The sequence below is a fragment of the Zoogloea dura genome, from assembly GCF_012927165.1.
In the GTDB taxonomy this organism is placed as follows: domain Bacteria; phylum Pseudomonadota; class Gammaproteobacteria; order Burkholderiales; family Rhodocyclaceae; genus Zoogloea; species Zoogloea dura.
On sequence record NZ_JABBGA010000015.1, the window covers coordinates 69,122 to 90,612 of the forward strand.

A 21,491-nucleotide genomic window follows, 5' to 3' on the forward strand; every position below is an offset into this window, starting at 1 on the left:
CCTCATGAAATGCTGAGGTCGGGCTCTGCGGGCCGCTCAATCCTCCTTGAGCTTCTCGAGGCGATAGGCCAGTTGCGCCCGCGTCATGCCGATCAGGCGGGCCGCGTGGGTCACGTTGTCCTTGGCCAGGGCCATGGCATTGCGGGTGATCGCGGATTCGAAATCCGTGATCGAGAAGCCCTCGTTGAGTAGCCGGACACTCAGTTCGTCGTAGGGTGAGCGGGGAGACGGGTTGTCCTGCTCCAGCCGGAGCCCGCCGGTCTGTGCGCTCAGCGTGTGGCCTGCGTCCTCGTCGGGAGGCGAGGTGAACAGCGAATCGATGTCGATCGTCCGGTTGTGGTCGGTCAGGATCACCCCGCGCTCGATCATGTTTTCGAGCTCGCGGATATTGCCCGGCCAGGCGTAGTTCTTCAGGGATCTCATGGCCCGGTCCGAAATGCCGAGGGTGGTCTTCTTGTACAGGGCGTGGAACTTGCCGAGAAAGTGCCTGGCCAGGAGGGGGATGTCCTCGGTGCGCTCGCGCAGGGGCGGAATGGTCACCGGATAGACGTTGAGGCGGTAGAACAGGTCGGCCCGGAACCTGCCCTTCCTGACGGCCTCCTTGAGGTCTTCATTGGTGGCGGCCACCACCCGCACATCGATCTTGCGGACGAAGCTGCCCCCCACCCGCTCCAGCTCGCCCTCCTGGAGCACTCTCAGCAAGGCCGCCTGGGCGCCCGGCGTCAGCTCGACCAGCTCGTCCAGGAAGATCGTGCCGCCATCGGCGCGTTCGAACTTGCCTTCGCGGCTGACGGTGGCGCCGGTGAAGGCGCCCCGCTCCACGCCAAAGAGCTCGGAGGCGATCAGGTCAGAGGGAATCGACGCGCAGTTCACCGCCACAAAGGGGCGCTCCGCGCGCTCCGAGAGGGCATGCAGGCTGCGGGCAAAGACCTCCTTGCCCACCCCTGTCTCGCCGAGCAGCAGCACCGAGGCGCGGCTCGCGGCCCCACGCTCGATGAGGTCCCTGGCCTTGAGGAAGCCCGGCGAGCGGCCGATGAAGCTGACCGCTCCGGCCGGCGCGGCGCGGCTTGCACGGACGGTCTCCTGGAGTTCGGAGACCTGCGTGCGCAGGGCCAGCAACTCCTCCGCCACCAGGTCCGGCTCGTAGAGTTTCTCGAGCTCCGCGCGGTCGCTCCACTCCTCGGCGGGCTTGCCGATGATGCGGCAGTGGGCCGAACCACAGCCCGCGCAGACCTCCTCCTTGAACAGGATCCGGCGGCCCATGTAGTAGCTGGTGAAGCCGCTGGAATAGCCGATCAGCGTCCAGCAGACCGGCTCGGCGGCAGTCCCGAAATGCTGGAGATGGGTCTCGGCCTCATAGGACTCGGTCCATTCGAAGCGGCCGATGAAGGCACCGCTGGACAGGTCGAAGGAGAGCTCCAGAGGCTCGACCTGCACCAGCCCCTTGATGCAGGCCAGGCGCGGCCCCACCAGGAAGGCGTCGGCCGTGGTGATCTCGGGCCGGAGCTTCCTGGCCAGCGCGGCGTCCTTGAAACCCGCATCGAAGCCGAAGCGCATCAACAGCCCGCGGGCCCGCTGCAGGCCGAGGGTCTCGATGAGCTCCTTGCGCAGCAGGCCCATTCCCGAGGCATGGAACAGCAGCATGCGCTGCTCGTTGAACCAGACTTTTCCGTGGGCCGGGTCGAAGCGCACCTGGGACAACAGGTCGCTATCCGAAGGATATTGGGGGCCGCTGCTCTTGCTCATTGCTTGCGCCTTTTTCTCGAGGGCTGCTTCAGCATTTCATGAATCCACTTCATCAAATTATTAAAAGCGGTGGTGCGTGACGGAGAGGATGGCTTCTCTGGATGCGCCGCAATAATGTGGCTTATGGCCGGATTAATATAGCTTTTCAAGATCTGGCGGGTCCAGTGGCACGGCCGTTGCTGATGTGGGGAGTGCCTTGCACATCACCACAGGAGACAAGAACAATGCCACTCGACCAAGCATCGACACAGATGCTGCAACAACTGGCGGAAATGGGCGCCCGGCCCTTTCACCAGATGCGCCCCGACGAAGCGAGGACATTTCTATCCGGATTCCGGCCGGCCTACGGGCCCGGCCCGGCCATGTGCCGGGTCGTGGAGGAGAGCATCACCACGGCAGGCGGACAGTGCACGCTGCGCATCCTGATTCCCGCCGAGGATATACGCGGTGTGATCGTCCATTGCCACGGCGGCGGCTGGGTCACGCTGTCCATTGACGACTACGACACCTTCGGGCGTACGCTGGCCGCGCAATCCCACTGCGCCGTGGCCCTGGTGGAATACCGGCTGGCACCGGAGCACCCTTTCCCCGCCGCGCTGGACGATTGCCAGGCCGCGCTGGACTTCATTGCCGATGCGCGCGGCCGACTATTCGGCCAGCCGGCCCTGCCCCTCATCGTGGCGGGCGACAGCGCGGGGGGCAACCTCGCGGCGGTACTGGCCAATCGCGCGGCGCGGGGCCGGGGCCCGGACCTCGCCATGCAGGTCCTGATCTACCCGGTCACCCAGGCCCGGCTCGATACGCCAAGCTATCTTGACCCCGACTTTCAATTGCTGCTCGGGCGGGAGGACATGGCCTGGTTCTGGCACCACTATCTCCCCGACGCCGATGCGCGCGAGCACCCGGACGCGTCTCCCCTCAACGAAGCGGATGTCTCGCGCCTCCCGCCCACCCTGATCGTCAGCGCCGAGATGGACGTGCTCAATTCGGACGCACAGGCCTATGCGGCCAGGCTCGAGGCCGCCGGCGTGCAGGTGAAGCACCGGCTATTCGAGGGGCAGATGCATGTCTTTGCCACCATGGTCAATGTGTTGCCAGCCAGCGCCGAGGCCATCCGCTTCATCGCGGACGAAATGGCCCGGGTTCTGGCTGCGTCCTGATTTCACCCGACATCGAATAGGCGGATTTGCCTCTGCCCGATACGGCATGCCTTGCGGCATTGGCCGGGGGCAGGCACACCCGAAAAAGAACAATTGGAGACGAAAATGAAAAAAAGCACGGTCGTATTTGCCGCACTGATCTCGCTGGGCCTCTCGGCAAGCCCCCGGCTCAGCACGGCGGCGGAAAACGGTGCCACCAACTGGCCCCTGGGAGTCAATACCATCCTGCCCGCGCTCCTGCCGCCGCCGGGGGGCACACAGTTCTACAGTTATACCGTCCGCTACAGCGCCAATACATTTGTGGACGGCAAGGGCAGATCGGCCATTCCGGGTTTCAGTCTGACCCAATATGCGCAGGCCCTGCGCTTCGTGCATACCTGGGATTACCAGACCGAAGGCGGCGTGCGCTTCAGCAGCGGGGCGATTCCGTCGGCGGATCACACCCGCCTGAGGATCGGCGGCACCCGGGACGAGGCCACCGGCTTCAACCAGATCTACCTGACCCCCTTGTACCTGACCTATTCGCCATCGCCCGCGCTGCACCTGCTGGCCGGCTTCAGCGGCTTCGTGCCGCTGGGCGATGCGGACAAGAACAGCCTGGCCAACACCACCAACAACTATCGCTCCTACGTGCAGGAGTTCGGCCTCACTTGGTTCGTGAGCCCGGCCTGGGAAGTCTCCTTGTCGCCCACCCTGTCGTTCAACGAGCGCAACAGGACTACCCGCTACCGCTCCGGCAATGTGCTCAACACGGATTTCAGCGTGGGCTACCGGCCTGCCTCGATGCCCCAATTGCAACTGTCGCTGGCCGGCTATCACACCTACCAGTTCTCCGACGACAGCGCCGAGGGCGGCCCGGTGGCAGGCGGCAACCGCCTCAGGAAGCTGGGGCTAGGCCCCCAGGTGTTCTACGCCTTCGACAAGGCCAGCGGCATCGTGGTGAAGGCCCTGCGGGAGGTGGAGGTGGAAAACGGCCCGAAGGGAAACTCCCTCTGGTTGCAATTCACGATGCCCCTGTGACGCCATCCGCCTGACGCGGAGATCCAATAGCCTCCTCAAGCACATCGTTCTCCCTCGATGTGTTGTTTCTTTGGCCGCCTCGTGCGGCCATTTTTTTCTGAATGACCCTTCGATAAAGCCAGGCGATATCACGATCACAAAAACAAATACGCTTTCAAGCGGGGGCTGGGCGCCTTCCTATACAGCGCTATTGGAAACGTGCGGTTGAATCTATATAGCGCTTTCGCCTACCCTCAATTCAACGATGCACATGTCAATAGTGCATTCGCCAATCACTGGATCGCTCCTCAATCGTATTTCCTCATATACCGGTCAGCCCGGGGGAGACGTGCGCGCGCGGAGCAGGATCAGCCAATCAAGACAACGAAAGGGACCCCAATGGCCAACACGACGGTGGAGCTCGAAGCGCTCCTCATGCAGCGCTCGCTGACCGACCCGCAGCTGCAGGCGGCAGCCGCCGCGGCGGAGGACTACCGGATCCTGCCGGATGCCACGGTGATCAAGATCGGCGGGCAGAGCATCATCGACCGCGGCCGGGCGGCGGTGTATCCGCTGGTGGATGAGATCGTGGCCGCCCGCCAGGCCCACAAGCTGCTCATCGGCACCGGTGCCGGCACGCGGGCACGCCACCTCTATTCGATCGCGGCAGGCCTCAACCTGCCGGCCGGCGTGCTGGCCCAGCTGGGCGCTTCGGTGGCCGACCAGAACGCGGTGATGCTCGGCCAACTGCTGGCCAAGCATGGCATCTCCGCGGTGGACGGCGCCGGGCTGGCGGCCGTGCCGCTCTACCTGGCCGAGGTCAATGCCGTCGTCTTCAGCGGCATGCCGCCCTACAAGCTGTGGATCCGCCCGGCGGCCGAAGGCGTCATCCCGCCCTATCGCACCGACGCGGGCTGCTTCCTGCTGGCCGAGCAGTTCGGCTGCAAGGCCATGATCTACGTGAAGGACGAGGACGGCCTGTTCACCGCCAACCCCAAGACCTCCAAGAACGCCACCTTCATTCCGAAAATCTCGGTCGATGAGATGAAGGCCAAGGGGCTGCAGGATTCCATCCTCGAATTCCCGGTGCTCGACCTGCTCAAGTCGGCACGACATGTCCACCAGGTGCAGATCGTCAATGGCCTCGTCCCTGGCAACCTGACCCGCGCGCTCGCCGGTGAGCACGTCGGCACCCTCATCACCGCTCGCTGAGAACAACCGCCATGGCTGACACCACCAACAGCATCAAGCACATCGCCTCGCCGCTGGCGCGCCAGACCCTCCAGGACGGCGCACTCACCCGCCCCGTCGCGGGCGTTCGCCCGATCCGCCTCCTGCCCTGGCTGCAGGTCGTCAAGATCGGCGGGCGCGCCATCATGGACCGGGGCCGCGACGTAATCGTGCCCATCGTCGATGAACTTCGCCGGCTGCTGCCCGAGCACCGCCTGCTGATCCTCACCGGCGCCGGCATCCGCGCCCGCCACCTGTACAGCGTCGGCCTCGACCTCGGCCTGCCGGTCGGCTCCCTGGCCCCCCTTGCCGCCAGCGAAGCCGGCCAGAACGGCCATATCCTGGCCTCGCTGCTGGCCCCCGAGGGCGTCTCCTACGTGGAGCACCCGACCATCGCCAACCAGCTGGCCATCCACCTGGCCGCCGCCCGCGCCGTGGTCGGCAGCGCCTTCCCGCCCTACCACCACCACGAGTTTCCCAACTCGCGCATCCCCCATCACCGGGCGGACACCGGCGCCTTCCTGCTGGCCGACGCCCTGGGCGCCGCAGGCCTGACCATCGTCGAAGACGTGGACGGGATCTACACCACCGACCCCAGGGGCCCCGACGGCGACAAGGCCCAGCTCCTGCGCGAGACCAGCGCCAGCGCACTGGCCCTGCACCAGGGCACCCTGCCGGTGGACCCGGCGCTCGTCGAGGTCATGGCTACGGCCCGCCACCTGGAGCGTGTGCAGGTCGTCAACGGCCTGGTGCCGGGCCGCCTCACCGCCGCCCTGCGTGGCGAGCATGTGGGCACCCTGATCCACACCGGCCTGAAACCGGCCTGATCTGCGGGGCGTACACGTGGGGCGGCTTCAGCCGCCCCTGCATCGCTCCTGACACCAGCAACCCGCGTCACCGCCCCACCGGATCACCCCCGTGGTCCGGATCATCGGCCATGTCGATGGCCGTCGGCGGCAGGCCCGCCTGATGGCGGGCCCACATGCGCTCATACATGGCTTCCAGGGCGCGGGTGTAGGCCAGCACATTGAAGAGCGCCGCGGCATGGCGGCTCTGTTCAAAGCGGTGGCGCAGCGCATGCAGGCGCGGGGCGTCAAGCGCCAGGGCACGTGCCAGGGCCGCATAGGCTTCCGGCGTGGTGGTGACGACCTCCGGCAGCCCTGCGGCCTGCAATAGCCCACCAGCCACGCGGGACGCAAAGGTGGCCCCCGCGCAGGTGACCAGCGGCACCCCCGCCCACAGTGCATCGCTGGCGGTGGTGTGGGCGTTGTAGGGCCAGGTGTCGAGCATCAGGTCGATCACCGGGAGCCGCGCCAGGTGCCCGGCCTGCGGCAGCCCTGGCGCAAAGATCAGCCGGTCCGGGAGCACGCCCCGGGCCATCGCCTCATTGCGCAGATTGCCCCTGGCGTGGGGGGCGTCCAGCAGCCACAGCACGCTGCCGGGCACGTCGAGCAGCAGGCTGCACCACACATCGAAGACCTGCGGCGTGAACTTCCAGGCCTGGTTGAAGCAGGCAAAGACAAAGCCCTCCTCCGGCAGACCGAGGGCCGCCCGCCCCGGCGGCGCGATGGTCGGGTCGATCACCCGGCCGTGGGGCTGATAGCTGTGCGGCATGCAGGCCAGCGCCTCGGAGTAATCGTCCGCTGAAGCCGCCGGTGTCACGAAGCGGTCGCTGATCAGGTAGTCCACGAAGCCCTGCCCCGAGGTGCCCGGATAGCCCAGAAAGCTCACCTGCACCGGCGCCGAACGGTGCGCCAGCAGCATTGTGCGGCTGCCCTCGGTATAGCCCTTGAGGTCGACCAGAATGTCCACCCCGTCGGCGCGGATCAGCTCGGCGGCCTCCATGTCGCTCAGCCCACCGATATCCCGGAACCGATGAAAGGCCAGGACCAGCCGCTCGCGCATGCCCTTGCCATCGTTCGCCCCGTGACTGTAGGCATACAGCTCCACGTGATCGGCGCTGTGGGCTTCCAGCATCTCCACCATCAGCAGGGCCGTCGCGTGCTGGTGGAAATCACCCGACAGGTAGCCGATCCTCAGCGGGCCGGGCGGCCGGGACACGCCTGGAACATCTGCCGCCAGTTCGCGACTTCCGCCCTCCGCATGAAAGCTCTCCAGCCGCGCCTTCAGCCAGCGGGTCGCACAGGCCCGCTGCGTGGCCGCATCGATACCCGGCATGGCCAGCAGCAGGAAGGGAGGCCACACCGCCCCATCCTCGTCCGCCAGATCGGCACGGACCCGGTCCGGCCACAGATCGAAGTCCTCCCATTCACACCAGGCGCGGGCCCGGACGTAGTGGCGGATCTGTCGGCTTGCCGACACGCTTTCGGGGGATTCGGTAGGCATGCACGGATGCAGCAAGATCCGGGCCGCTGGGCCATGCCGGCGAGCCCCCTATCCCTCCACCCCCTGCTTCAAGCGATACGCCAGCTGCCGCCGGGTGATCCCCAGCAGTTTCGCGGCATGGGTCAGGTTGCCGCCGGCCCTTTGCACGGCGAGTTCCAGCAGCCGGGCTTCGTGCTGCTCCAGGTCGAAGCCGTCCTGCAGGATGGCTTCGTAGAGGCGCTGGCGGGTGGCGTCGCCGGCATTGCCGACCTGGCCGGCGCGGTCGACTTCGGCGCCGAGGCTGTGCACCGGGGCGCCGCCGGCGAAGAGGTGGTCGATCTCGATGAGACCGCCGTTGGGGGCGAGGAGCACGCCCCGCTCCACCAGGTTCTGCAGTTCGCGCACGTTGCCCGGCCACGGGTAGGCCATCAGGGCCTGCATGGCGCGGTCGCTGAAGCCCTGGATCTGCTTGTGGTAGGGGGTTTCGTACTTCTTGACGAGGGCCGCGGCGAGCAGCGGGATGTCGCTGCGGCGCTCGCGCAGGGGCGGGATCACCACCGGGTAGGTGGCCAGGCGGTAGTACAGGTCGGCGCGGAAGCGGCCGGCGCGGATGGCTTCCTGCAGGTCCACGTTGGTGGCGGCGACGAGGCGCACGTCCACCTTGCGGGTCTGGTCATCGCCGAGGCGCTCGACCTCGCCGGTCTGCAGCACGCGCAGCAGCTTGACCTGGGCGGCCAGCGGCAGGTCACCCACCTCGTCGAGGAAGAGCGTGCCGCCGTGGGCGCGCTCGAAGCGGCCGGCGCGGGATTGCTGGGCGCCGGTGTAGGCGCCCTTCTGCACGCCGAAGAGTTCGGACTCGAGCAGGTCGTGGGGAATGGCGGCGCAGTTGACGGCGATGAAGGGCTGCTCGCTGCGGTCGCCGTGGTCGTGGATCCAGCGCGCGAACATCTCCTTGCCGACGCCGGTCTCGCCCAGCAGCAGCACGGTGATGGGGCTGGCCGCGGCCTTGCCGATGAGGTCGAAGGCACCCCGGAAGCCGGGCGAGGCACCGATCAGCTTGCCGCTGGTGCATTCGGTGCCGAGGCTGCGGCGCAGGCGGCGCAGCTCCTCGCGCATCTCGTCGAGCTGGCCCTGCAGGTCGTCGGGCTTGAAGTAGTCCAGGTAGGGGTCCTTGCCCCAGGCCTCGAGGGGCTTGCCGACGATGTGGCAGTGGGCGTCGCCACAGGCGGTGCAGGCGGTCTCCTTGAAGATCACCGGGCGGTTGAAGAACTGGGTGACGTAGCCGGAGGCATAGCCGACGATGCTCCAGCAAGCCGGGTCTTCACCGATGCCGAAGAGCTGCAGGTGGGAGTCGGCCTCCCAGGAGTTGTGCCAGTCCACCTCGCCGGCAAAGCTGCCGCGCTCCCAGTCCAGGTCGGACTTGACGATGGTGGCCTTGACCAGGCCTTCGAAGGCGTGGAGTTCGGGCCCGATGCGGAACACGTCGTAGGGGTCGCCGGCCCCCAGCAGCTTCTTGGCCAGCTCAGCGTCCTGCTGGCCGGAGGCGAAGCCCATGCGGATCAGCAGGCCCTTGGCCCGCTCGGCGCCGAGTGAGTCGAACAGCTCGCGGCGCAGGGCGCCCATGGCCCGGGCGTGGAGCAGCAGCATGCGGTTCTCGTCGAGCCAGATCTGCCCTTCGTCCACGTTGAAGCGCAGGCGCGAGCGCAGGTTGAACTGTTCTATGAGCTTCTGCTCGGCCATCGTGTCCCCGTTCTACGTTCTATTCAGCCTCCGGCCTCTGCGGGCCGGAGCGGATGCGTACTTTAACCCCGCACGCCCATGCGGGGGTGGGACGGGGCTCACGCAGGCGCAGTGTTCATCAGCTTGACGAACAGGCGCCTGAAGGCTTCGTCCTGTTCGCCCCCGACGCGCACGCCGGCGTTGTGGCGGAAGGCCTCGGCAATGGTCTGCCAGTCGGCGTCCTCCAGGTGCTGGCGGGCGGCGGGGAGGATGAGCTTCTCCTCGCAGCTCAGGTGGCGCCACTGGGCTTCGGCGAAGGCTTCGAGGGCCGCCGCCAGCTCGCCATGGCGGCTGGTGTCGCGGCGGGCGGCGGCGAGACGGGCTTCCACCGCCTGGATCTGCGCACTGCCTTCCCGGTGCTCGTCCTGCAGCTGGGCGATGAGGGCGGCGGATTCCGCATGGCGCAGGGCCAGGCGGGCGAACAGGAACTGCTCTTCCTTGGGGTGGTGGAGTACCTCGGGGAAGGCCTTGAGGTAGCCGACCATCTGCCCGACGAAGTCCAGGTCGGGCACGCCGCCCTGCCCGCGCAGCTGGGCGGCGGCGTCGCGCAGGCCACGGATCACCGCGGCGATGGCCCGGTGCTCGTCCTTGATGATGGCGACAGCCACATCGGCGGCGCTGCCGGCGGTGTTGGACTCAACGCTGGCCACCAGCACCGGCAGGGTGCTGTAGGCCAGTACCTTGTGGGTCTGCGAACCGACCACCAGGGCCTTGAGGCCCTTGCGCCCATGGGAGGCCATGAAGATCAGGTCGCAGCCGCGCTCGGCGGCCACGTCGAGGATCAGCTCGTAAGGGCGCGGGCCGGTGCGCACCACCGCTTCGCAGGGAATGCCGAAGGCCCCCGCCGCGGCCACGCCCTTGGCCAGGATGGCGCGGGCATCGCCGGCGGCGGCATCCAGGTAGTCCTGCGGTTCAAGGCTGCGCAACAGGGCGCCGTCGCCACTGGCACCCAGGTCTTCCCGGGCGGTGAAGAAGGTGATGCGGGCGCCCAGGCTGCGGGCGAAATCGACAGCCTGGGTGACCAGGCCGATGGACAGCGCCGAGCCGTCCAGGGGTACGAGCAGGTGCGAGTACATGGGGTTCTCCTAGACGGTGGCGACCTGCTTCGACTTGAGCAGGAAGTGCCCCAGGGCGGGCAGCAGGATCAGGGCGCCGAGCATGTTCCAGATGAACATGAAGGCCAGCAGGATGCCCATGTCAGCCTGGAACTTGATGGGCGACCAGGCCCAGGTGGCGACCGCGATGCCGAGGGTCACACCGGTGAGCACCACCACCTTGCCAGTGAAGGTGAGCGCCTTGTAATAGGCCTCGGACAGGCTCATGCCACCTTTCAGCCGGGCCAGGGTGACTGTCATGATGTACAGCGCGTAGTCCACGCCGATGCCCACGCCCAAGGCGATCACCGGCAGGGTCGCCACCTTGACGCCGATGTTGAGCCACACCATCAGGGCCTCGCACAGCACCGAGGTGAGCATCAACGGCAGCACCGCGCAGATCACCGCCCGCCAGGAGCGGAAGGTGATGAAGGCCAGCACGATCACCGCCAGGTACACCAGGCCGAGCATCTCCAGGTTGGCCTTCTTCACCACGATGTTGGTGGCGGCCTCGATGCCGGCGTTGCCGGCGGCGTTGAGGATGCGCAGCTCGTCGCTGCCATGGCGGGCGGCAAAGGCCTCCACGGTGCTCACCACGCTCGTCAGGGTGTCGGCCTTGTGGTCCTTGAGGTAGGCATACACCGTGAGCAGGTCGCAGTTCTGGTTGAACATCTCGCGCGGGGCGCGGGTGATGATGGCGTTGAGATTGTCCTGGGAGCGGGGGATCTCGAACCACTTGAGGCTGCCCTCGTTCATGCCCGCATTGGCCACCTTGGCCAGGCCGGCCAGCGAGCTGGTGGCCTCGACGCCGGGCAGCTGCTGCAGCTCGCGCTCCAGGGCATCCACGGTGGTGAGGGTGTCGTAGTGGGCGCAGGCGTACTGGGGCGTGCGCACCATCACCACATACACGTCGCTGCTGGCGGCGTAGTTGGCCACCACGTAGGCGTTGTCGCGGTTGTAGCGGGAGTCGGGGCGCAGCTCCGGGGCGCCCGGGTCGGTGTCGCCGATCTTCAGCTGGAAGCTCACCACCAGGCCGGCCAGGCCCATGGCGGTGGCGGCCAGCACGGCCACGCTGGCCCACTTGCGCTGGGTGAACAGATCCAGGAAGGCCCAGAAAGGATGCTTGGCGTGGCCGGCATCGGCGCCGTCGGCGATCTCATCGCGCAGGCTGCGGCGGGCCGCCTCGGGGCTGACCCCGGTATACGAGAGCAGGATGGGCAGCAGCACCAGGTTGGTGAAGATCAGCACCGCCACGCCGATGCTGGCGGTGACGGCGAGATCCTGGATCACCTGGATGTCGATCACCATCAGCACCGCGAAGCCCACCGCGTCGGCCAGCAGCGCCGTCATGCCGGCCAGGAAGAGGCGGCGGAAGGTGTAGCGGGCGGCCACCAGGCGGTGGGTGCCGCGGCCGATGTCCTGCATGATGCCGTTCATCTTCTGGGCGCCGTGGCTCATGCCGATGGCGAACACCAGGAAGGGCACCAGCACCGAATACGGGTCCAGCTCGTAGCCGAGGGTGGGCAGCAGGCCGAGCAGCCACACCACCGCGATCATCGAGCACAGCACCACCAGCAGGGTACTGCGCAGGCAGCGGGTGTACCAGAACAGCACCGCGGTACAGATGGCGATGGCGGCGGCGAAGAACAGCAGCACCTGCTGCAGGCCTTCGATCAGATCGCCGACCACCTTGGCGAAGCCGGTGACGTGGATCGCCACCTTGTCGGACTCGTACTTGGCGCGCAGGGTTTCGATGCGCTGGGAGAGCTCGTGGTAGTCGATGCGCGCGCCGGTTTCGGCCACCTTGTCCTGCAGCGGCACCAGCACGATGCTCGACTTGTAGTTGGCCGCCACCAGCTGGCCGATCTCACCGGAGCGTTCCACGTTGAGGCGTACCTGGGCCAGGCTGTCGGGCGAACCGTCGTAGTCGTCGGGCACCACCGGGCCACCGTCCAGGCCGTCCTCGGTAACGCCGGTCCAGCGCACCGAGGGGGCCCACAGGGACTTCATGTAGGGGCGGTCCACCCCGGGGTAGAGGAAGAGCTCATCGGAGATCTTCTTCACGGTGTCCAGGTAGTCCGGATCGAAGATGTCGCCCTGCTTCGCCTCCACGGCGATGCGCAGGCTGTTGCCCATGCCCGCCAGCTGGCCCCGGTTCTCGAGGAAGTTGACGATGTAGGGGTGCTTGGTCGGGATCATCTTCTCGAAGGCGGCATTCAGCGACAGGCCCAGGGCCTGGTAGCCGAGGACCACGCTGACGAGCGCGCACAGCACGACGATGATGAGCCGGTTGTTGAACAGGAGGCGCTCGGGCAGCGTGCCGGAGCGGGTGTCGAAGTCGGCCAGGTTGCGGATCACCAGGCCGTCGGGCAGATCGTGGGGGTGACTCATTTTTGTGCTTCCGCGTTGGAGGTGGCCGGAGTGGCAACAGCAGCCGGATTGGCTGCAGCGGCAAGGATGGCGGGATCGGCGCGGCTCACGCCGCGGGCGCCGGACACCACCAGGGCCCCGTCGGCGGCCTGGGCGAGGCTGGTGAGACCGGTGGGCAGGCCCCCGGCCAGCGGGGTGAAGCGGCTGGCGGCGGCGTCGCCGCGCAGCAGGCGGCCGCTTTCGTCGGCCAGCAGCACGGCACCATCGGCCAGCTTGAGGGCGGCGCTGAGGGTCACCGCCTGGGCCAGCTCGATGCGACTCCAGGTGGCGCCATCGTCACTGCTGCGCCACACGTTGCCGCGCAGGCCATAGGCCAGCAGGCCGCCGCCGGTCACTTCGAGGGCCCCGAAAAAGGTTCCGGTGTAGGGGGTGACGAGGCGCTGGAAGCTGGCGCCGCCATCGCCGGAGCGGATCAGGGTGCCCTGCTCACCGGCCAGCAGCAGGCGGCCGCCCTCCTCCCGCACGGCATAGAGGTGCTTGCCGCCGGGGTTGGGGATGCGGCCCACCAGGGACTGCCAGGTCTTGCCGCCGTCCCCGGTGGCCAGGGCCAGGCCGTAGGCACCGACGATCCAGCCGCGGCTGGCGTCAGCGAAGTGCAGGCCGAGGAAGGGTTTGTCGGGGCCGTCCTGCACCAGGGCTTCGGCTTCACGCAGCTGCTTGGCGGCTGCGGCATCGCCATCGGCTGCCTTGGCCCGGGCGGCGTCGGCCACCAGGGTGGCGGCCTTCATGCCGTCCAGCTGGAGCTGCCAGGTCTCGCCGCCGTCGACGCTGTGCAGCACCACGCCGCTGTGGCCTACCGCCCAGCCCAGGCTGTCGGAGATGAACTGGACCTGGGTCAGGGCCACGCTGACCGGCACCTGCTTCGCCTGCCGCCAGCTGCGGCCGTCGTCGTCGGAGAGCAGCACCAGGCCGCGCTCGCCCACCGACACCAGGCGCTTGCCGGCACGGCTGACCGAGAGCTGCAGGGAGCTGGCGGCCCGCACATTGGCCTGGGCCGGCTGGGCCAGCAGGTCGGGCACGGCACGGGAGGCGCCGTCGCCGCTGGCGGCAATGGCGGCAATGGCCGTCGCCACCGCAATGGCGGCACAGGAGAGGGTCGCAGCCAGGCGGCGACCGGAGAGGAAGGCTTGCATCGTCGAATACCTGAATCCGGGCTAGCGAAAGTGAGAACTCGGCGCGTGCCAGGAAATCGTGGCGGGCGGTTCGAGTTCGCTCCGGGAAGCGCAGCCGTACAGGGGTACGGCGAGCCTCGCAGGCGCGAAATCGAACCGCGCAGCAGATTTATTGGCGCGCTTCAGCGGGCGTCAGCGGGCGGCTTCGGCAGCCACCGCGTCGCCGGTGAAGTAGGTTTCCTTCTTGCGCGGCACGATCTTGAAGTCTTCGTCGTTGAGGGCCTGGATCACGCTCATGGTGCCGGCCTGCAGGTTGAAGACGGTGGCGGTCTTCATGATGGTGCCGGGCAGCGAGGGCACCACGAAGGGGGTGATCTGGCTGGTGCGCCACAGCTTGCCCTCGGCGTCGTAGCCGTCCACCTGGCTGATCAGCCAGGTGTCCTCGTCGAGGTAGTAGCGGCGCTTCGGCACGGCATGGCGCTTGCCGGCCGCCACGGTGGCCTCGACCACCCAGACGCGGTGCTTTTCCCAGCGCACGAGGTCGGGGTTGAGGTGGTGCTTGCCGATCGCGTCGTCCAGCTTGGCCCCGACGAAACCGTTGTTGTTGTAAGGGATGAGCATTTCCTTCTTGCCGATCAGCTTCCACTGGAAGCGGTCGAGGGCGCCGAAGAAGCCCTGCACTTCGTCGAAGTAGTTGGCACCGGAGGCGACGAAGTCCGGGGTGTCGTAGGACACCGTGGGGGCACGCCGCACCCGGCGCTGGCCCACCAGGTACTGCCAGGCCTGGCGCGACTGCTTCATGTCGATGCTGTCGCGGATCACCAGGGACTCGCCGGCCTTGAACGGGGGCTCCAGGGTGTTGAAGCGGAACATGGCGTACTCGCCGGACCAGCTCTCGGGGGTGGCGTCCTTGTAGTACTGGGGGTACTGGAAGGCGATCTCGTTGCGGGTGGCCAGGGTCTTGCTGCCATCCGCGTTGCCGACGATGTTCTTGAAGCGGTACTCGATGGACTCGGCCTCGAGGCGCATCAGGAAGTTCCACATCACCTCGACGCCGTCCTTGGGGATCGGGAAGGGGGTGCCGCCGATGCAGCCCTCGAGGGAGTAGCCGCCGTCCTTGGTCTTGCAGCGGGTGGCGTTCTTGAAGGCGTTGTCGTACACCTCCTGGGGCGCCGCGGCGGTGCGGTGGCTGGGGTAGACGTCCAGGCGGAAGCTGTCCGGGTACTTGGCCAGCAGGGCCTTGGCTCCGTCGGAGAGCAGCTCGGCGTACTGGGCGGCGTTCTTGGCGGTGACCTGGTACAGCGGCTTCTCGTCGCTGAAGATCTGGGTCGGGATGACGCCCAGCTTCTTGCCCGGCAGGGGCTTGGTGATGCCGCCGCTCCAGGCGGGGATGCTGCCGTCCTTGTTGGCGGCCTTCTCACCGCCCAGCGGGGTGAGGGTGGACTTGAGCCTGGCGGCCTCGTCGGCGCTGACGGCAGCCTGGGCGGTAGGGCCGGCCAGCAGGGCAGCCAGCGTGGCGGCGATGAAGGTGATCTTGTTCATGTGAGTCTCCAGCAGATTTCGGTTCGGTCCTGGGCGGATCAGAAGGTGCGCTGCAGCGAGAGGGAGACGAAGTCCCGGTCGCCGTGGAAGTTCTGGTACGACAGCTCGGGCACGGCCGTGCCGTAGCGCACCACCGAGCCGGCCGAGCCGATGTAGTGGGTGTAGTTGAGGCCGGCCTGCCAGGTCTTCTGGTAGTCCGCCTTCACGCCGATGCTGAGGTTGCCGCCGTGCTCCGCCGGGAACAGGGCGCCGTTCACTGAGGAGCGGCCGCTGATGCCGTAGGCGAGGCCGATCGGCACCTGCAGGTCCACGCCGGGCATGACCTGGAAGTACTCGGGCTGGAAGATGAACTGCAGGGCGCTGGCGTCCTTGGTGGCCAGCGGGTCGAGCTGGCCGGCGTTGTCGCTGATCGCCAGGCGGCGGTTGTAGGCGAACTCGCCGAGGAAGGAGGCGCCCTCCCACAGGGCGCTGGCGCCCAGCACGCTGATCGCCGACACATTGAGGTGCATCGTCTTGCCCACCGGGAAGGCGGCGCGGCTCTTGCCGTTGGAGGCGATGCCGGTGATCACCGCGTTGCCGGAGGCCACCAGGGGCATGTTGTCGCGGAAGGAGAGCTCCGCCGCCACGTTGGTCTCGCCCACCAGGGTGCTGATGCTGGCGCCCACGGTGCGGATGTTCTCGGCGTACACCATCACGTAGTCGCCCACGCTGCCGGGCTGCACATTGACGCCGGGGCGGGCGTAGAACTGGGGCATCTTGTCGTGGAACTGGGCGGCGTAGAAGCCGTATTCCGTGTCGCCGGACTTGAGCTTGACCTGGAAGCCGCCCTGACCGGAATTGCGCGGCTCGATGTCGCGGCCGCGGAAGACCACCGCGCCCGGGCCGAGGATCAGCGACTCGCCGCCCGCATCCACGAAGTCGGCAAAGCTGAAGTAGCTGCCCGCCGCCGGCAGGCGCGACTTGCGCCATTCCAGCTGGTAGTAGGCGCCTACCGACAGGGTCGGGCTGAGCTGCACCTGGGTGGACAGCTGCCCCACCGGGCGGGCGATCTCCTTGAACTGGGAGTTGGGCACCGACAAGGCCTTGACCAGATCCAGCGGGGTCTGGGCGCCGGCGATGCCGTTGTTGCCGAAGAACAGGCTCTCGCCGTAGAGCTGGGTGAAGCGGCCGGCCTTCACATTGACGTTGAGGTCGCCGGGGGTCAGGTTGGCGTAGCCGAAGATGTCCATCAGCTCGGCCTTGCGCCCGTGCAGCTGCTCGGTGGCCTTGGCGAACTCACCGGCCTGCACCGAGCGGGTATTGACCAGCGCGCCGCCCAGGGCACCGCGGTTGTCATTGCCGCGGTTGTAAACGTCGTCGTACCAGGCTGCGCCGCTGACCCGGAAGCCGAAGTCCTTGCGGTAGCGGAATTCGAATTCGGAGAGCAGGTCGAGGCGGTTGGAGATCAGGCCCTTGCCGAAATTCTGGTCGCCGTCGTTGGTGTTGGCCTGAGGGCCGATGGAGTTGTCGGCCACCTTCGGATCCACGCTGCGCACGCGGAAGGCGTTGCTGTACTTGACGGTGTTGTCCCACGACATCGTCACGTCCGGGTTGCCCGAGTCGATCTGGAATGCGGCAGCCGGGCCGCTCGCCAGCACCGCCAGCGCGGCGGCTACCGCCACCGGCGTACGACGCAGGCTGGCACGGCAGGGCGCGCCTTGTGCGCAGAAACGCATGTTCATGTCTTCCTCCTCTTTCGTGTGTATCTCGCGTTTTGTTGCCCGTCTGGCGCCTGGAACGCAGCGGGTTGGAGCGCAAGTTATCGACTCGGAGGATTACCGTCCAATACCATTATTTCCCCTGCTTGATACCTCCAGGGTATGATCCAGCCCGCGCGCCAGCCGGGCGCCCGCACCAGGAGACCCCCATGGACTTGCGCCACCTGCGCTACTTCGTTGCCGTGGCGGAGGAAGAGAACATCGGCCGTGCCGCCGCCCGCCTGCACATCTCCCAGCCGCCCCTGACCCGCCAGATCCAGCAGCTGGAAGAGGAGCTCGGCGTCACCCTGTTCATCCGCACCCCGCGGGGCATGGAGCTGACCCAGGCCGGCGAGCTCTTCCTGGCCGAGGCGCGCAACATCCGCGCCCTGGTCGAGCAGGCGACCGAACGCACCCAGCGGGCCGGCCAGGGCAAGCTCGGACGCCTCGACGTGGGCATCTTCGGCTCGGCCATCCTCGACGCCATCCCCAAGCTGCTGCTGGCCTTCCGCAACCGCTACCCGGACGTCAAGGTGGTGCTCCACACCATGACCAAGGCCGAGCAGATCGAAGCCCTGCGCCAGCGCCGCATCACCGTCGGCTTCAACCGCATGCTGGCGCCGCTGGACGACATCGGGGTCCGCCAGGTGAGCACCGAAGGCCTGCTGGTGGCCGTCCAGGCCGACCATCCGCTGGCCCATCAGCCGGTGGTGCGCTTCGCCGAACTGGCCGCCCACCCGATGATCCTGTTCCCCACCGGGGCCCGCCCCAGCTTCATCGACAAGGTGATCGGCTGGGCCACGGAGAGCGGCTTCCAGCCCCGCATCTCGCAGGAGGTGGGCGACGCGGTGACCGGCGTGGCCCTGGTGGCCAGCGGCTTCGGCGTGTGCCTGGTGCCGGACTCGGCGACCACCCTGCAGTTTCCCGGCGTGGTCTATCGCGCCCTGTCCGACACGCCGCCGAATTTCTTCGTGGACTTGAGCTGCATCTACCGGAAGGACGACCAATCCCCGCTGCTGGCGGCCTTCATGGAGGCGGTGGATGCCTTCCGCAAGGGGGATCGCAAACGCTGAGCGCCGCCCGGCCCAGCCTCAAGGCAGGCCGGCGCGGCCTGCCCTCATGCCCTGGACAGCCACTTCAGCAACCGGCCATAGAAATGCGCCGGGGCCACCGGCTTGGCGATGAAATCATCCATGCCCGCCTCCAGGCAGCGCTGGCGGTCCTGGTCAAAGGAATTGGCCGTCATCGCCAGGATGGGCACCCGCCGGCCGGCCGGCAGCTGACGGATGCGCCGGGTGGCCTCGAGGCCATCCATGCGGGGCATCTGCACATCCATCAGGATCAGGGCGTAGTCATGGGCAGCGGCACGCTCCAGCGCTTCCCTGCCATCGGCCGCGTGATCGCTCAGCAGGCCGACCTCGTCGAGCAAGGCCATGGCCACCTCCCGGTTAACCGGCTCGTCCTCGGCCAGCAGCACCCGCCTGCCGGCATGCTGCGCGCGCAGGATCGCCTCGGCGTCCGCCGGGGGCGGCGGCTCCACCTGCTCCGCAGCCGCCTTGCCCAGGCGGGCCGTGAGCCAGAAGGTGCTGCCCGCCCCGAGGCTGCTGTGCGCCCCCGCCTCGCCCCCCATGAGCTGGGCGATCTGGCGGGTGATGGCAAGGCCCAGGCCGGTGCCGCCGTACTTCCGCGCAAGGGAGTTGTCGGCCTGCTCGAAGGCTGCAAACAGGCGCGGCAGGGCTTCCGGCGGAATGCCGATGCCGCTGTCGGTCACCTCGAAGCGCAGGTACACCTCATCCGGCCCCTCCTCCAGCACCTGCACCGTCACGGTGATGCCGCCGGTCTCGGTGAACTTGACCGCGTTGGAGAGGTAGTTGAGCAAGGCCTGCTGGAGACGCAGCCGGTCTCCGCGCAGGACGGCCGGCAGCGGCGGCACCCGGGCCTGCAGGCTCAAGCCCTTGGCCTGGGCGCTGCCGGCGACCATGGCGAGGGCGCTGTCGAGCACCTCCTCCAGGCGGATCGCCGACACCTCCAGCTGGAGCTTGCCGGATTCGATCTTGGACAGATCCAGGATGGCGTTGATGACCTCCAGCAGATGCTTGCCGGCCGCCTCCACCTTGCCCACCTTGCCCGCCTGCTCCGGGCTCAGCCTACTGCGCCTCAGCACATGGGCCATGCCGATGATCGCGTTGAGCGGGGTGCGGATCTCGTGGCTCATGTTGGCCAGGAAGGCGCTCTTGGCAATGCTGGCGCTCTCGGCCACCTCCTTGGCGAAGCGTAGCTCGCGGGTCTGCTCGTCGATACGCTCCTGCAGGTGGTGGCGATGCCGCTCCAGCTCCTCTTCGTTGTGCTTGCGCTGGGTGATGTCGGTGTGGGTCCCGCACATGCGCAGGGGCCTGCCCTCGCCATCCCGCTCCATCACGCTGGCCTGGTCCAGGATCCAGCGGATGCCGCCATCCTTGTGCAGCATGCGGTATTCAACCCGATGGACATTCGAACGCCCCTCCACCACCGACTGGATGGACTCCCAGGCGAGCTGGCGGTCCTCCGGGTGGATGAAGTCCGTCCACTGCTGGGTGGTGTGCTGGATCTCCTCGTGGGCATAGCCCAGCATCGCCGCCCACTGGGCATTGCGGAAGACTTCGCCGGTGGCGATGTTCCAGTCCCAGAAGCCCAGCTCCGAGCCTTCCAGCACAAAGCGCAGCTGCCGCTCGCTGCTGGCCAGGGCCCGCTCCGACGCCTTGCGCGCGGAGATGTCCTGGAAGGTCACGCCGCACTGGCGCAGCCCCGACTGGTAGGCCGACACGGCGTAGAACACGCCCAGCAGGTCGGAGCCCTGCTCGAACTGCACCGGGACGCCGCTCAGGGCAACCTGCCCATAGGTGCCGATCCAGTCGAAGGAATCCTTCTCGATGCCCGGCAGGACGTCCCTCAGGCGGCGCCCCACCACCTCCGCCACGGTCAGGCCGGTGGTGCGCTCAAAGCCGGCGTTGGCAGCCAGGATGAGCAGATCGACAGGCGCACCCTCCCCATCGAGCACCACCTCGAAGAGGACGAAGCCCGCGTGCATGTTCTCGAACAGGGAGCGATAGCGCCGCTCGGACTCCGCCAGCCCGCCCGTCGCCGCCGACACCCCGCTGGCGCAGGGCTTACTCACACCGGGCTCGCTGACGCCGGGCTCAACAACGCAGCCCCGCTGATCGCCCCCTCCTTCCGGGGCATCGGGAGGCGCGGCGCAGGCATGGGGCGTACTGGCAGTCATTCGGACACGGGGGCACGGCGGATGGTGATGTTGCATTCTTTCACAGTTATCCCGACACCCATACGCCCCCGTCCGCCGGATCGGGAACCCCGTCACGACGGAATCGATCCCCCGTGCCCGGGCCCTCGCCGGCCCCACGCCATCGAAGCCCGGACTTGCAGGCGTTCAAAGCAGGGATGGATGGCGCCGAGCCGGACATGGACAAGTCCACAGGCGGGCTTGACAGGTCCATGTGGACGGACTTGCAGGGGCAGCTTTAGCTGCCTGTTTGTGCCTTTGCTGGGTGGCGTTCCTTTGTTTTACGTTGGATTGGCCGGGATTTCGCCCCGGCGGGCGACCCCTTTCTTTGCGTCGCCAAAGAAAGGGGGAAAGAAAGGCGACCCGGCTTCCCCGGTCGTCCGCTGCGCGGACGACTCCCCTGCGCTGCTCGCATCGGGCGGCCGGCGCGGAACTCGTCGGCTGCGCCTCCTCAGACAGCCGCGCCGGAAAGCCCCGCCCGATACTCCGCTGCTCGGCGGGTCAGAACGGGCTTTCAACAGACACCGAGCCTCTACGGAAAGACCTGTGGATGCGAGACCTTGGGGTTTTGCTCTTTACCCTGAAAGCCAACCCCGGTTTCAGCAAAGGCTCGGTGTTTGCGAAAAGCCCGTTCCGACCCGCCGAGCAGCGGAACGGCAGGCGGGGAAGTCCGGCGCGGCTGTCTGAGCCCGCAGGGCGAGTTCCGCGCCGGCCGCCTGGCGTGAGCAGCGCAGGGGAGTCATTCGCGCAGCGAATGACCGGCGAGGCGGGTCGCCTTTCTTGCTTACTTCTTTGGCGAAGCAAAGAAGTGAGTCGCCCGCCGGGGCGAAATCCCGGCCAATCCAACCCAAAACAACGGAAAGCCGCCCAGCAAAGGCACAAACAAGCAGGCCCCCGTCCAGCCCTGGACGCCCCCCCTCCAGGCCCTGACAAAATCCGTCCAACTCTGGACAAAATTCCCCAAAGCCTGGACCCCGCCCGTCCAGCCCTCGACAAATCCCATCCACCGCTACACAAAATTCATCCAGCCCTGGACCAAAATCACCCAGCCCCTGAGCGCC

General features: G+C 67.5%; 14 protein-coding genes. 5 read left to right on the forward strand and 9 right to left on the reverse strand.

The window, feature by feature from the left end:
* Window positions 1-36: 36 nt before the first annotated feature.
* Complete coding sequence (locus HHL15_RS17105; RefSeq protein WP_169147014.1) at window positions 37-1,746, reverse strand: sigma-54-dependent Fis family transcriptional regulator; 1,710 nt, start codon at window positions 1,744-1,746, stop codon at window positions 37-39.
* Between the two features lie 224 nt (window positions 1,747-1,970).
* Between HHL15_RS17105 and HHL15_RS17110 the strand changes: the two genes are divergently transcribed.
* From HHL15_RS17110 to HHL15_RS17125, 4 genes are all read left to right on the forward strand, one after another.
* Window positions 1,971-2,906 (forward strand): alpha/beta hydrolase, encoded by a 936-nt coding sequence (locus tag HHL15_RS17110; RefSeq protein ID WP_169147015.1) that lies wholly within the window; start codon window positions 1,971-1,973, stop codon window positions 2,904-2,906.
* Between the two features lie 105 nt (window positions 2,907-3,011).
* Entirely contained in the window at window positions 3,012-3,926 is a 915-nt protein-coding gene (locus HHL15_RS17115) for a SphA family protein (RefSeq protein WP_169147016.1), read from the forward strand.
* A 378-nt stretch (window positions 3,927-4,304) separates the two neighbouring features.
* Window positions 4,305-5,117: an amino acid kinase family protein gene (locus HHL15_RS17120; protein WP_169147017.1), complete on the forward strand. Its 813-nt coding sequence runs from the start codon at window positions 4,305-4,307 to the stop codon at window positions 5,115-5,117.
* A gap of 11 nt (window positions 5,118-5,128) precedes the next feature.
* Window positions 5,129-5,962 carry an amino acid kinase family protein gene (locus HHL15_RS17125; RefSeq protein ID WP_169147018.1) on the forward strand — a complete coding sequence of 278 codons (834 nt, stop codon included), beginning with the start codon at window positions 5,129-5,131 and terminating at the stop codon, window positions 5,960-5,962.
* Window positions 5,963-6,029: 67 nt separating this feature from the next.
* Here the strand turns inward: HHL15_RS17125 and HHL15_RS17130 are convergent, their stop codons facing one another.
* From HHL15_RS17130 to HHL15_RS17160, 7 genes are all read right to left on the reverse strand, one after another.
* Complete coding sequence (locus HHL15_RS17130; protein WP_169147019.1) at window positions 6,030-7,481, reverse strand: O-linked N-acetylglucosamine transferase, SPINDLY family protein; 1,452 nt, start codon at window positions 7,479-7,481, stop codon at window positions 6,030-6,032.
* 48 nt (window positions 7,482-7,529) lie between these two features.
* On the reverse strand, window positions 7,530-9,200 hold the full coding sequence (locus HHL15_RS17135; RefSeq protein WP_169147020.1) for a sigma-54-dependent Fis family transcriptional regulator: 1,671 nt from the start codon (window positions 9,198-9,200) through the stop codon (window positions 7,530-7,532).
* A 98-nt stretch (window positions 9,201-9,298) separates the two neighbouring features.
* Window positions 9,299-10,315 (reverse strand): universal stress protein, encoded by a 1,017-nt coding sequence (locus tag HHL15_RS17140; RefSeq protein ID WP_169147021.1) that lies wholly within the window; start codon window positions 10,313-10,315, stop codon window positions 9,299-9,301.
* A 9-nt stretch (window positions 10,316-10,324) separates the two neighbouring features.
* On the reverse strand, window positions 10,325-12,724 hold the full coding sequence (locus HHL15_RS17145) for an efflux RND transporter permease subunit (protein ID WP_169147022.1): 2,400 nt from the start codon (window positions 12,722-12,724) through the stop codon (window positions 10,325-10,327).
* Window positions 12,721-13,896, reverse strand: a complete 1,176-nt coding sequence (locus HHL15_RS17150; RefSeq protein WP_169147023.1) for a WD40/YVTN/BNR-like repeat-containing protein — start codon at window positions 13,894-13,896, stop codon at window positions 12,721-12,723. Before HHL15_RS17150 ends, HHL15_RS17145 begins: the two co-directional genes overlap by 4 nt.
* 171 nt (window positions 13,897-14,067) lie before the next feature.
* Window positions 14,068-15,417, reverse strand: a complete 1,350-nt coding sequence (locus HHL15_RS17155) for a DUF1329 domain-containing protein (RefSeq protein ID WP_169147024.1) — start codon at window positions 15,415-15,417, stop codon at window positions 14,068-14,070.
* A gap of 38 nt (window positions 15,418-15,455) precedes the next feature.
* Window positions 15,456-17,132, reverse strand: a complete 1,677-nt coding sequence (locus HHL15_RS17160; protein WP_169147059.1) for a DUF1302 domain-containing protein — start codon at window positions 17,130-17,132, stop codon at window positions 15,456-15,458.
* A 191-nt stretch (window positions 17,133-17,323) separates the two neighbouring features.
* Here HHL15_RS17160 and HHL15_RS17165 point away from each other — a divergent pair, with 191 nt between their 5' ends.
* Window positions 17,324-18,226 carry a LysR substrate-binding domain-containing protein gene (locus HHL15_RS17165; RefSeq protein ID WP_169147025.1) on the forward strand — a complete coding sequence of 301 codons (903 nt, stop codon included), beginning with the start codon at window positions 17,324-17,326 and terminating at the stop codon, window positions 18,224-18,226.
* Between the two features lie 44 nt (window positions 18,227-18,270).
* Here HHL15_RS17165 and HHL15_RS17170 read toward each other — a convergent pair whose 3' ends face one another.
* A complete protein-coding gene (locus HHL15_RS17170) occupies window positions 18,271-20,412 on the reverse strand; it encodes a PAS domain-containing hybrid sensor histidine kinase/response regulator (RefSeq protein ID WP_169147026.1) in 2,142 nt (713 codons plus the stop codon).
* Window positions 20,413-21,491: the final 1,079 nt, after the last annotated feature.